Genomic DNA, 12,385 nt, shown 5'->3' with positions numbered 1-12,385 from the left:
CTCCCAATTTATTTGTCGCCGTTTATCGAACGGTTGCCCTATCACTGACCACCTTGGGTGTCAGGAAGATCAGCAACTCGGTCTTTATCGACGAGCGCGACTTGGTCTTGAATAAGTTGCCCAGGTATGGCACGTCACCCAGGACCGGCACCTTGGAAATATCATCCCGTTCGTCTTGCGTAAAGATGCCGCCAATCACCACCGTGCCGCCGTTTTCAACCAGCACCGTCGTTTGCACATGCTTGGTGTTGATGGCAAAACCTTGTGGCGTCAATGTGCCGCGGCTGTCCTTGTTGATGTCCACATTCAGAATCACGTTGCCCTCGGGCGTGATTTGCGGCGTCACTTCCAGTTTCAGATTTGCCTTGCGGAACTGAATCGAGGTGGCGCCACTGGCCGTGGCCACCTGATAGGGCAGCTCCTCGCCCTGCTCGATCAAGGCCTTGACCTGATCGGCGGTAATCACCCGCGGGCTGGAGATAATCTTGCCCTTGCCGTCGGATTCCAGTGCCGACAATTCAAGGTTCAAGAAGCGATTGGCAGTAGAACTGAACAGCGACAGTGCAAAGTTTGCGGCTGTTGCGCCACCGAAAGCGTCGGAGGACACATTGGCTGGCAAGTTGACAAACTGCGTGTTGGCAAAGTTGTTTTCGCCCGTCTGCTTGGTGCTGAATCCAACGCCGTTGTAGTTACCGCCGGCCACCACATATTGATTGCCGCCTACATTGCGGCCCGGTATGCCGCCTTGCTGACCACGCAAATCATTGAAGCCCAGCTTGACACCCAAAGAGCGGCCGAACTTGTCATCCGCTTCAACAATGCGCGCCTCAATCAAAACCTGCCGCACTGGAATGTCGATTTTGGCAATCATGGCCAGCACTTCTTCCAACTTAGCCGGGATATCGGTCACGAACAATTGATTGGTTCGCGTCTCAAACATCACACTGCCGCGCGGCGACAAGATGCGTGAAGAGTTCTGGCCGCCGGCCCCGCCGCCGCTGCTACTGCCGCCTACATTTTGGCCATTCAAACCCTTGGCCACCTCTTCAGCCTTGGTGTAGTTGAGTTGGATGGCTTGCGTGCGCACGGGCTCCAACAGTGATATCTGGGCGCGAGACTCCAAGTCCAGTTTTTCCTTGGCGGCCAATTCGTCCTTGGGGGCAATCCACAGCACATTGCCGGACTTGCGCAGGCCCAAGCCTTTAGCCTGCATGATGATGTCCAGCGCCTGGTCCCAAGGCACATCTTTCAGGCGCAAGGTCACATTGCCCGTCACCGAGTCACTGGTGACCACATTGAAGTTGGTGAAGTCGGCAATCACCTGCAGCAGGGCGCGTACTTCAATATTCTGAAAGTTCAAGGACAGCTTATCTCCAGCAAAGCCGGGACCGGTCGTCAACTTGTTCGGGTCGAGCTTCTGCGGCCGGAGCTCCAGTACAAACTGGTTGTCACTTTGGTAGGCGCTGTGTTCCCAAGCACCCTTGGGCTCCACCACCATGCGCACGCGGTCACCCACTTGCGAGGTCGAGATCGTCTGCACCGGGCTGCCGAAATCCGACACATCGAGCTTGCGGCGCAAGCCCTCAGGCAGAGTGGATCGCAAAAACTCCACGACCAAATTCTGACCCTGCTGCTGAATGTCGACGCCAACCTGATTGCTGGGCAGATTGACCACAATGCGGCCCGCATTGTCTTGGCCACGGCGGAAGTCAATATCGCGCAGCAACTGCGTTTCTGCATTCAAGCTCGCGGCAAAATGAAGCGGCTCGCCTGGGCTCTTGGCCACACCAGGGGCCGACTCCAACACCAGTAACAAAGCATTGTCCTGCAACTCCGCGCGGTAGCCCGAAGCCTGGCGCAGATTCAACACCACCCGCGTGCGATCGCCGGCTTGCGCCACATTGGCAGAGCGCAGATTGCCTTGATTGACCTCCACCAAGGAGCGCCCGATGCCGTTCACAACGCCAGGCAAGTCAATAGCGATGCGCGGGGGCGTTTGAACCGTGAAGCCCTTGGGCAACTCGGTCAAGGGCTGCGACATCTCGATGCGCACCACTTCTACGCCCGCTTGTTGCACGCTGTTGATTGAACGAATACTGATTTGAGCCTGCGCCTGCGTCGCCAGCAATACGCTGAACAATGCTGCTACACCTATTCTCAACGCGCGCCAATGGCCCATGCCGAATGTCTCCTGCTGCAATATTTTCATCGTCCCTGCTCCTGAAGCTGGAGGGTACTTGTGCGTTCTACCCATTCACCGGCGGCGTCTTGAACGACCTCGCGCAGCGTGATTTCGGTTTCTGAAATTTTCATCACCCGGCCAAAGTTCAAGCCCAGATGCTCACCGTCTTTGACGCGGTAAAGCAGGTTGTCGGCTCTCAACAAGGCATAACGCTGCCCTTGGCGCATCATGCTGCCGACCATGGACATGCTGTCCAGCGGATAGGCTTCCAAGGGCTCGCGGCGCCGATTCATTTCAGCGCTGAGTAGAGAATTGGGCTGAGCCGCTTCCTGCTTGATCGCAACACTGAGCTTTTGAGGGCTATAGGGGTCTACACCGGCCGCGGCCTCATAGGGTTGCGGCAGAAACTTCTTGGGCGGCACAAGGGGTTTGATGGTGGGCTTGGCTTCGCGTTTTTGCTGTTCCATCCATTGGCTCAGCTCGTCCATATCGGCCGAGCAAGCCGCCAACAAACTGCCCAGCAGCATCACGGTGATCAGTCGCGCCTTCACTTTTTGGCTCCCGCTGCAGCCTTGGCCGCAGTCTTTTTCTGATCGGCCACCTCAAGCGCATCAAGGTAGCGGTAGGTTCTGGCGGTCGCCTCCATGCTCAGGTTGCCGCTGGCTGCATCCTTGCCGGTGGGGGCCAAAACGTTCAAATTGTGCAAGGTCACAATCCGTGACAAATTGGAAACGTCGGCAGCAAAAGCGCCGATGTCGTGGTAGCGCCCGGACACCCGCAGCGCAATGGGCAACTCGGCGTAATAGTCTTTCACCACCACTTGGCCTGGGCGGAACAACTCGAACTGCAGGCCGCGACCAATGCCTGCCTGGTTGATATCGGAAAGCAGCGCATCCATCTCGGCCTTGCCGGGCAATTGCTTTTCCAGCTGAGTCACATATTCCTCAACCTGGCTTTTTTGCTTGCGCAATTCCGGCAAATTGACCGCCTGGGCCAGCTTGCCTTTGTAATCTTGCTGCAGGACGGGTTCGCGCTCACGCTCGGCGTCCAGCGCCGACTGCACATCCGCCAACATAAACACCCAGCCCAGCACCATCACCAGCACGGCCACCGCCGCAAACGCGGCCAGCTTCGGCGCCCAAGGCCATTGCCCCGGCTCGCTGGTATTCAGGCCACGAAACTGATCGGCCACGCCCTCGAACCAGACTCCGGGCTCGAACTTCACTGAAAACGCCTTGGTCGCCATGCTTGCCTCAGGACTGGTTGGGCGCGAGCGGGCTCGCTGCAGCCGACATACCTGCCGCACCCGAAGCCGACGAACCTGGCGCACCGGGCTTGCCACCTGCTTCGCGGTTCGGCTCCTTGATCGAAACCCGCATCGAGAAATCGTACAAACGCTTCTGATCGCGGCTGTTGGTACTCAAATTCGCCACCTTGATTTCGACCAGTTCAGGCTTATCCAGCCATTCTGAATTGCGCGAGGTATTGCGCAAGAACTCAGACACGCGCTCATTGGTTTGCGCGATGCCGGTGATGGTGACGACCTTGTCGGCTTGCCGAATCGAGGTCAAGTAAACGCCCTCGGGCGTGTGGCGAGCCAACTCGTTCAACAATTGCACCGGCGTATTGCGATCAGTCTGCAAATCCTCGACCGCCCGTTGACGAGACTTTAGCGATTCGATCTCAGAGCGTAAATTGGCAATATCTTTGATCTGATCGTCAAGCCGACCGATCTCCACCCTCAAGAACTCATTACGGCGCTGCTGCTCCGAGGTCATATGCTGCACCAGCATATAGGCAGCAGCCACGATGGCGGCGCCGACTGCGGCTGCGACACCAAGCCCGACAAAGAACGCGGCCTTGCGACGTTTGCGCTTTTCTTCCCGGTAAGGAAGCAGGTTGATCAGAATCACTGGAAGAACCTCCGCATGGCCAAGCCGCAAGCCGTCAAATAGGCCGGCGCTTCACGGCGCAATTTAGGTTCACGAATCAGCGCACCCAGCGCCATATTCTCAAAAGGATTGACCACCATGCAGGCGAAACCCGTCAACTCGGTGACGCGCTCCTTCAAGCCCGACAGCGTCGCCGTGCCGCCGGCCAGCATCACGTAATGCACTTTATGGTGAGGCGTGCTGGTGAAGAAATACTGCAAGGCACGGCCAATTTCTTGCGAGAGGCTATCAACAAAGGGATTCAAAACCGCCGTGCTGAAGTCCTCGGGCAAATCGTTGTTGAGTTTCTTTTGCTCGGCTTCTTCGAAAGAAAAACCATATTGACGCGAAATCAGCTGCGTCAGCTGCGAGCCGCCGAAAGCCTGGTCACGGTCGTACAACATTTCGTCGTCGCGCAAGACCTTAAGGCTGGTCGTATCGGCGCCGATCTCAAACAAAGCCACCAAAGCATCTTTACCTTCATTCGGCAGATTGGCAATCAAGCGGCCCATCGCCATGCGCGAAGCGTGCGATTCGATATCCAGAATCACCGGCCGCAGGCCCGCAGCCTCAGCCAGACCTTGGCGGTCTTGCACCCGATCTTTGCGTGAAGCCGCGATCAAGACCTCAACATCGCCGACGGAGGTAGGACTGGGGCCGATCACACAAAAGTCCAGACTGACCTCATCAAGTGAGAAAGGAATGTATTGGTTGGCTTCGGCCTCAACCTGAATCTCCAACTCCTCATCACGTAAACCGGCCGGCAACATGATCTTCTTGGTAATGACGGCGGACTGCGGCATCGCCAACACCGCATCGCGGGTTTTGCTGCCACTGCGGGCCACGACGCGGCGCACCGCGTCGGCCACTTCATCGAATTTCTCGATCTGGCCGTCGGTAATCCAGCCTTTCTCGAACGGCTCGGTCGCAAAACGTTCCAGCACCATTTCGCCGCTGGCGTTGCGCCCCAACTCGACCAATTTGACACTGGACGAACTGATATCGAGGCCAATCATGGCCGGATGTTTACGGCCTTTCAAGACGTCAAGTATTCCCACGACGTGAATCCCCCAACGTTTATCGCCGGACTATTAATAAGTTATTTGAATGCTAGCAGCAAAGACCTTGGAGCCCTACGGAAACAAGGTCACAGCAAGTAACGCCACGTTGCGAAACATACACGCCTTCCGGCCGGCCTGAAGGGCCGAAAAAGCGGGGGAAACGAGAGCTTGAGCAAAACAACAGCAAATCGACCCATTCGCACCGACATTTCACCGAGCTGCAGGGAACTGCCGGGCGAGCTTTCTATAATCCGCCGACCCAATGCGGAGGCCCATGAGCGAAGCCAAAAAGACTGCCCCTCGAACTTCCACGTCCGAGACTCCACCCGTACACCGGCGCACCGCCTTGTCCGTCCTTGGCCGCACGGTTTCTTGGCTGATTGGTTTGACGCTGGCCGCCGTGTTTTCGGGGCTGCTGCTGATCGCCCTGGCGCTGGCGATGGCCTACCCGAACCTTCCCGACATCAGCGGCTTGACCGACTACCGGCCCAAGCTGCCCATGCGCATCTTGTCCCGCGACGGCGTTTTGCTGGGGGAGTTTGGCGAGGAGCGCCGCAACTTCCTGACCATCAAAGAGATTCCCAAGCGCATGCAGGATGCCGTGCTGGCGATTGAGGACGCGCGCTTTTATCAGCATGGCGGCGTCGACTATCTGGGCGTCATTCGCGCCGGAATGGCAAATTTTGGCGAGTCGCGCAGCCAGGGCGCATCGACGATCACGATGCAGGTGGCGCGCAATTTCTATCTCTCGACCGAGAAGACCTTGACCCGCAAGATCTACGAGATTTTGCTGTCGCTGAAAATCGAGAACGCGCTCAGCAAGGATGAGATTCTCGAGATCTATATGAACCAGATTTTTCTGGGGCACCGGGCCTACGGTTTCGCTGCAGCCAGCGAGGTCTATTTCGGCAAGCCGCTGCGCGACATCTCGGTCGCGGAAGCCGCGATGTTGGCCGGGCTTCCCAAGGCGCCGTCCGCCTACAACCCAATCAACAACCTCAAGCGCGCCACCATCCGCCAGCAATACATCATCGAGCGGATGCTGGAGAACGGCTTCATCACCGAAGAGCAACGCGACGCTGCCAAGGCCGAAAAACTGGTCTTTAAGCCGATCAGTGAATCGCCGCAGCATGCTGAGTATGTCGCCGAGGCCGCGCGCATGTTGATGTTCAACCAGTACGGTGACGAGGCTTACACGCGCGGCTTGAACGTCTACTTGACTCTGCGCTCAGACGAACAGACAGCTGCTTACCGGGCGCTGCGCCGCGGCATCATGGATTTCGAGCGCCGCCAAGTCTACCGTGGACCCGAAGCCTATATTGATCTGCCCAAAGACCCCAAGGCCCTCGACGTGCGTGTCGCCGAAGCCTTGGCGGACCATCCGGCCAATGACGAGTTGTTGGCCGCTGTGGTGCTTGAAGCCGACCCCCGCAAGGTCGTTGCAGCGCTGCAAAGTGGCGAAACCCTGACGCTGAGCGGTGAAGGCCTCAAACCCGCGACCTCGGGCTTAAGCGACAAAGGCAACCCCAAGACCCGCATTCGCCGCGGCGCCGTGATTCGCGTCATCAAGTCCACCAAAGGCGGCAAGGATGAATGGACGATCACGCAATTGCCCGAGGTTGAAGGCGCCTTTGTTGCCATGGACCCGCGCGACGGACGCATCCGCGCGATGGTCGGAGGTTTCGACTACGCCAAGAACAAATTCAACCATGTGACGCAGGCCTGGCGCCAACCCGGCTCCAGCTTCAAGCCCTTCATCTATTCCGCAGCGCTGGAAAAAGGCTTCACGCCAAGCACCGTGGTCAACGACGCGCCGCTGTTTTTCAGCGCGTCCACCACCGGCAGCCAGCCTTGGGAACCGAAGAACTATGACGGCACCTTCGAGGGCGCCATGCCCTTGCGCCGGGCCCTGGCCAAGTCCAAGAACATGGTCTCGATCCGCATCCTCAATTCGATCGGCGTCGGCTTTGCCCAGCAATGGCTGACTCGCTTTGGTTTCGAGGCAGAGAAGCACCCGGCCTATTTGACGATGGCGCTCGGAGCGGGCTCGGTCACACCGATGCAGATGGCGCAGGGCTATGCGGTGTTCGCCAACGGCGGCTACCGGGTCGCGCCGCAACTGATCGCCAAGTTGACGGACAACAAGGGCCGGGTGCTGTTCGAGGCGCCGCCCACCCAACTGGGCGAAGAGTCGCGGGCGATTGAAGCAAGAAACGCCTTCTTGATGACCAGCTTGCTGCAAGAAGTGACGCGCAGCGGCACCGCCGCCAAGGCGCAGGCGCAGCTCAAGCGCCCAGACATCTATGGCAAAACCGGCACCACCAATGACTCGATGGACGCCTGGTTTGCCGGCTACCAAAAAGAAGTGGTGGCGGTGGTCTGGATTGGCTACGACCAGCCACGCAAGCTAGGTGACCGCGAGACCGGCGGCGGCTTGTCGCTGCCGATCTGGATCGAATACATGGGCTTTGCGCTGCGCGGCGTGGCGGTTTCAGAACCCTCGGCGCCCGAAGGTGTGTTGAACGTCAACGGCGAGTGGTACTTCGACGAATTCAGCGGCAAAGATGGCGTGCCTGCACTCAGTGACGACGAGGCTCACCTACCCAAAGCAGCCGGCGAAGACGAGAAGAAAAGCATTCTCGATATGTTCAAACGCTGAAGTTCAGCGGCTTACCGCCTTGGGCGCTGGCCTGGGCGGCAAGCATGCTGAGAAACTCGGCGCCGGTTTTGGTGTCCAGCCACAGCCCGTCCACAAAGCGAAAGTGGAAGCCGCCCGCGCGTGCGGCCATCCACAGTTCCTGCAAGGGGGCCTGGGTGTTGAGAATGATCTTGCTGCCGCCCGGCAGACTCAACTCCAGCAAACCACCGCTGCGATGACTATCGATATCGATCACATCACTGTCCAGCCATTCGTCAATTTTGGCCTCAATGTGATCCAGCATCGCCCGCGTTTTGGCAAGGTACTCGACGTCAGTCAGTGGCGTGGCCGGAGGCGTTGATGGGGTAGGAGCAGACATGGGCGATAAACTTCCGCAATGATGAAAACGTACAAGATGCTGGTCAGTGTATTCCCGCCAAACTTGGCCGTTGCGCGTACAGGGTCAAAACGACGCCAGCCGGCCGCCCTGCTGCTGACTCTGCTGGCATGTTCGGCCTTGCTACAGGGCTGCGGTCAAAAGGGCCCGCTGCGCCTGCCCGAGCCGGCGCCGGCGGCCTCGGCAGCGGCCAGCCCGGCAAAGCCTTGAAGAAGGCTTAAGCGCTGGCCTCGTGGCAAGCGACCGACACACCCTTGAACTGACGCATCAGCGGGCGCTCTAGCTTGCAGCGCTCGGTCGCCAGCGGGCAGCGCGGGTGAAAACTGCAGCCACTCGGCGGATTGAGCGGATTGGGCACTTCGCCCTGTACCGGCGTGCGCGCCCGGCCCGTCATATGGATGTCGGGAATCGCATCCAGCAACATGCGCGTGTAGGGATGTCGCGGCCGAGCGAATAGCTCGGCCTTGTCGGCCAACTCGACCAAGCGGCCGAGATACATCACGCCGACCTGATCCGCCACATGCCGCACCACCGCCAGATTGTGCGAGATGAAGAGATAAGTCAGCCCATTGCTGCGCTGCAAGTCCTTCATGATGTTGAGCACCTGCGCCTGCACCGACACGTCGAGCGCCGAAGTCGGCTCATCGCAGACCAAGAACTCGGGCTGCGTCGCCAGCGCGCGCGCGATCGAAATGCGCTGCCGCTGACCACCGGAGAATTGATGCGGGAACTTCTCGCGGTCCAGTGGCGACAAACCGACCGAAGTCAGCAGTTCGCCGACCCGCGCTCGCTGCGCCTCCAAGCCCGCCACCAAGCCATGCTCACGCAGCGGCTCGGCCACGATGTCTTGAACCTTCCAGCGCGGATTCAAAGACGCGTAAGGGTCCTGGAAAATCATCTGCATGCGCCGGCGCAGGGCCAGGGCACCGCTTGAGGCCAGCGTCTTAGCGGTATCAATGCCGTCAAACACCACCGTGCCTCGGGTCGGCTCATACAAGCCCACCAGCAGCCGCGCCACCGTGCTCTTGCCGCAGCCCGACTCACCCACCAGGGCCAGCGTCTTGCCGCGCTCGATGCTGAAGCTGATGCCGTCCACCGCATGCACAAACTGGCGGGGCTTGCGCTCGATCACGCGGTTCAACCAGGGCGGCGAAACATCGAAAATCTTCGCCAGGTCCTTCACCTCAACCAAGGGCGCGCTCATACTGCTACTCCTTGAGTTGCGCTGTGCAGCCAGCAAGCGGCACCGGTGTCACCAACGATAGTCAGCTCCGGCCGTTCGACCCGGCAGCGATCGAACACCTGCGGACAACGCGGGTTGTAGGCGCAGCCCTTTGGAATCGCGTTCAGGCGCGGCATCGCGCCGTCAATCTGCAACAAGCGCTCGCGGTCCTCGTCCATCACAGGGATGGCACCCATCAGGCCGGCGGTATAGGGGTGGGCAGGCTTATGGATGACACTGTGCACCGGCCCGATTTCGGCGACCCGGCCGGCATAGAGCACGGCCACCCGGTCGCAAGTCTCGGCGATCACGCCCATATCGTGCGTGACCAGCATCACCGCTGCGCCCTGCTCTTTGCAGACGCGTTTGAGCAGAGCAATGATCTGTGCCTGGATGGATACGTCCAGGGCGGTGGTCGGCTCATCCGCGACGATCAACTTCGGGCTGCCGGCCAGCGCCAGCGCGATCACCACCCGCTGACGCATGCCGCCCGAGAACTGATGCGGGTACTGGTCGATGCGCGCTTCCGCCGCAGGTATACCGGTTTGCTCCAGCAGCTCGATGGCACGTTTGCGCGCCTGCGCTTCACTCAAGTTCAAGTGCGTGGTGATGGTTTCGATCAGCTGACGCCCGACCGTGTAGAGCGGATTCAGCGAGGTCAGCGGGTCCTGAAAAATGGCACCGATCTGGCGGCCACGGATCTTGCGCATCTCGTCGTAAGGCAAGTTGTCGATGCGCCGGCCTTCAAGCAGGATCTCGCCCGAGGCGATACGGCCAGGTGGGTCGAGCAGGCCGATGATGGCCGCGCCGGTCAGTGACTTGCCCGCACCGGACTCCCCCACCACGCCCAGGATCTCGCCCGGCGCAATATCGAAACTGATGTCATCCAGCGCCAGCAAAGTGCCGTGGCGGGTGGGGAATTCGACCCGCAGATGGCGGACTTCAAGAAGAGCTTGGGTCATGAGGGAAGGAGTTATCTATCAACGCAGGCGAGGGTTGAGCGCATCGCGCAGCCAGTCGCCAAGCAGGTTCACGCTCAGCGCGATCAGCACCAGCATGGCGCCGGGCCAGATGGTGATCCACCATTCGCCCGAGAACAAGAAGTCATTGCCAACGCGGATCAAGGTCCCCAGCGAGGGGCTGGTCGGTGGCACACCGACACCGAGAAATGACAGCGTAGCCTCGGTGATGATGGCGGCCGCCACTTGAATGGTCGCCAACACCAGCACCGGGCCCAGGACATTGGGCAAGACATGGCGGCGCATGATGCGCCCAGGCGCCACGCCGATCACGCGGGCCGCCTGCACATATTCCTTGTTGCGCTCCACCATGGTCGTGCCTCGCACCGTGCGCGCGTACTGCACCCAACCGGTCAACGAGATCGCCAGAATCAGGACCAAAAAAGCCAAGCTGTCATGCGCGTTCGGGAACATCGCGCGGCCGACGCCGTCGATCAGCAAGGCGATCAAGATGGACGGAAAGGACAGCATCACATCGCAGATGCGCATGATGAAGGCATCGACCTTGCCGCCCACAAAGCCCGACAGCAGACCCAAGCCAACGCCAATCGTCATCGACAGCAGCACCGAGGCAAAGCCGACGAACAGAGAGATGCGCGCGCCATACATCAGCGCCGAGAGCAAATCGCGCCCCTGATCATCGGTGCCGAGCAGGTATTTGCTGCTGCCGCCTTCCATCCAAGCGGGTGGCAGGCGCGCATCCATCAATTCCAGCGAAGCCAAATCAAAGGGGTTGTGCGGGGCAATGAATTCCGCAAACAGCGCACAGAAAATGCAAACAAAGGCAATCACCGCCGCCATCATCGCCACCGGCGACGAGCGGAAAGAATGCCAGACGTCGCCTGCAAAAAAACGGCTCAGCGCACCCGGCGCAGCAGTCGAAGAAAGAGAACTCATGCGTGAAGAAACTCGGCAAGAAGACGGGGTTTGGCGGGTGACATCATCAATGCGCCTTGCCTTCGACACGCAAACGCGGGTCGACCGCGAAATAGAGCAAGTCAACCAGCAGGTTGATGGTCACGAAAATGAAGGAGATCAGGCACAGATAGGCCGCCATCACCGGGATGTCGGCGAACTGCACCGCCTGAATGAAGAGCAGCCCCATGCCCGGCCACTGGAACACGGTCTCGGTGATGATGGCGAAAGCAATCAAGGAGCCGAGCTGCAGGCCCGTGATGGTGATCACCGGCACCAAGGTGTTCTTCAGCGCATGGCCGAAGTAGACACTGCGATTGCTCAAGCCGCGTGCCCGCGCGAACTTGATGTAGTCGGTGCGCAGTACCTCCAACATCTCCGCACGGACCAAACGCATGATCAAGGTCAGCTGAAACACCGACAGCGTGATCGCCGGCAGCAAGACGTGACGCAGGCCGTCAGCGGTCAGCAGGCCGGTGGTCCAAGTGCCGAACGCGGTCACGTCACCGCGCCCGAAGCTGGGCAACCATTTCAGCCAGACCGCGAAGACCAGGATCAGCAAGATGCCGATCAAAAAGGTCGGCAGCGAAACGCCCAAAAGCGAGAACATCATCAGCAACTGCGAGCTGGCCCGGCCACGCCTTAGGGCCGCATAAACGCCCAGCGGAATGCCTACGCCAAGTGCAATCAGACCGGCCACCATCGATAACTCCAAGGTTGCAGGGAAACGCTCGACGATCAAGCTGGAGACCTTGCGACCCTGACGAAGGCTGAGCCCGAACTCGCCCTGCAGCGCATTGCCGATGAAGCGGGCGAACTGGACCGGGAACGGCGCGTCGAGACCGAGGTCATGGCGCAGGGCCACGCGCTGTTCCTCGGTCGCGTCTTGCCCGAGTAAATTAGTCACCGGGTCGCCCACATACTGAAACAACATGAAGGCGATAAAAGCCACCGTCAACATCACAATGATGGCTTGGGCAAGGCGTCTGAGAATGAAAACTAGCATGGGTTGTGCATGGA

Annotated in this window: 12 protein-coding genes; 2 read left to right on the top strand and 10 right to left on the bottom strand. The window is 59.5% G+C overall.

All coding sequences use genetic code 11. From position 1 onward, the window contains the following. Window positions 1-22 precede the first annotated feature (22 nt). Genes pilQ through LNV08_RS10905 form a run of 5 tightly spaced genes read right to left on the bottom strand, consistent with a single transcriptional unit; the run spans window position 23 to window position 5,129 of the window. Window positions 23-2,209 carry a type IV pilus secretin PilQ gene (gene pilQ, locus LNV08_RS10925; protein ID WP_263533734.1) on the bottom strand — a complete coding sequence of 729 codons (2,187 nt, stop codon included), beginning with the start codon at window positions 2,207-2,209 and terminating at the stop codon, window positions 23-25. Next, a complete protein-coding gene (locus LNV08_RS10920) occupies window positions 2,206-2,709 on the bottom strand; it encodes a pilus assembly protein PilP (RefSeq protein ID WP_263534074.1) in 504 nt (167 codons plus the stop codon). The genes pilQ and LNV08_RS10920 overlap by 4 nt, the downstream gene beginning before the upstream one ends. Before the next feature lie 20 nt (window positions 2,710-2,729). Continuing rightward, window positions 2,730-3,428 (bottom strand): type 4a pilus biogenesis protein PilO, encoded by a 699-nt coding sequence (locus LNV08_RS10915; protein ID WP_263533733.1) that lies wholly within the window; start codon window positions 3,426-3,428, stop codon window positions 2,730-2,732. Window positions 3,429-3,435: 7 nt separating this feature from the next. Then, window positions 3,436-4,095: a PilN domain-containing protein gene (locus LNV08_RS10910; RefSeq protein WP_263533732.1), complete on the bottom strand. Its 660-nt coding sequence runs from the start codon at window positions 4,093-4,095 to the stop codon at window positions 3,436-3,438. Further along, the gene (locus tag LNV08_RS10905; protein WP_263534073.1) at window positions 4,092-5,129 is read right to left on the bottom strand and encodes a pilus assembly protein PilM; all 1,038 of its coding nucleotides are present in this window, start codon (window positions 5,127-5,129) and stop codon (window positions 4,092-4,094) included. Before LNV08_RS10905 ends, LNV08_RS10910 begins: the two co-directional genes overlap by 4 nt. Before the next feature lie 319 nt (window positions 5,130-5,448). On the opposite strand from LNV08_RS10905, the gene LNV08_RS10900 reads away from it, so the two are divergent. Then, on the top strand, window positions 5,449-7,833 hold the full coding sequence (locus LNV08_RS10900; RefSeq protein ID WP_263533731.1) for a penicillin-binding protein 1A: 2,385 nt from the start codon (window positions 5,449-5,451) through the stop codon (window positions 7,831-7,833). Here LNV08_RS10900 and cyaY read toward each other — a convergent pair. Then, the gene (gene cyaY / locus LNV08_RS10895) at window positions 7,823-8,152 is read right to left on the bottom strand and encodes an iron donor protein CyaY (protein ID WP_263534072.1); all 330 of its coding nucleotides are present in this window, start codon (window positions 8,150-8,152) and stop codon (window positions 7,823-7,825) included. The two genes, LNV08_RS10900 and cyaY, sit on opposite strands and share 11 nt — an antisense overlap. A gap of 57 nt (window positions 8,153-8,209) precedes the next feature. Between cyaY and lptM the strand changes: the two genes are divergently transcribed. Beyond that, entirely contained in the window at window positions 8,210-8,419 is a 210-nt protein-coding gene (gene lptM, locus LNV08_RS23150; RefSeq protein ID WP_414858719.1) for an LPS translocon maturation chaperone LptM, read from the top strand. Between the two features lie 7 nt (window positions 8,420-8,426). Here lptM and LNV08_RS10890 read toward each other — a convergent pair whose 3' ends face one another. Genes LNV08_RS10890 through LNV08_RS10875 form a run of 4 tightly spaced genes read right to left on the bottom strand, consistent with a single transcriptional unit; the run spans window position 8,427 to window position 12,371 of the window. Next, on the bottom strand, window positions 8,427-9,413 hold the full coding sequence (locus tag LNV08_RS10890) for an ABC transporter ATP-binding protein (RefSeq protein WP_263533730.1): 987 nt from the start codon (window positions 9,411-9,413) through the stop codon (window positions 8,427-8,429). Then, entirely contained in the window at window positions 9,410-10,393 is a 984-nt protein-coding gene (locus tag LNV08_RS10885; RefSeq protein WP_263533729.1) for an ABC transporter ATP-binding protein, read from the bottom strand. Before LNV08_RS10885 ends, LNV08_RS10890 begins: the two co-directional genes overlap by 4 nt. Before the next feature lie 18 nt (window positions 10,394-10,411). Beyond that, on the bottom strand, window positions 10,412-11,347 hold the full coding sequence (locus LNV08_RS10880; RefSeq protein ID WP_263533728.1) for an ABC transporter permease: 936 nt from the start codon (window positions 11,345-11,347) through the stop codon (window positions 10,412-10,414). A 46-nt stretch (window positions 11,348-11,393) separates the two neighbouring features. Then, window positions 11,394-12,371 carry an ABC transporter permease gene (locus LNV08_RS10875; RefSeq protein WP_263533727.1) on the bottom strand — a complete coding sequence of 326 codons (978 nt, stop codon included), beginning with the start codon at window positions 12,369-12,371 and terminating at the stop codon, window positions 11,394-11,396. Window positions 12,372-12,385 lie beyond the last annotated feature (14 nt).

The organism is Paucibacter sp. TC2R-5, from assembly GCF_025717605.1.
Lineage (GTDB): Bacteria > Pseudomonadota > Gammaproteobacteria > Burkholderiales > Burkholderiaceae_C > Paucibacter_A > Paucibacter_A albus.
The sequence above is the reverse complement of the archived record's forward strand: the minus strand, read 5'-3'. Positions and strand labels throughout refer to the sequence as shown.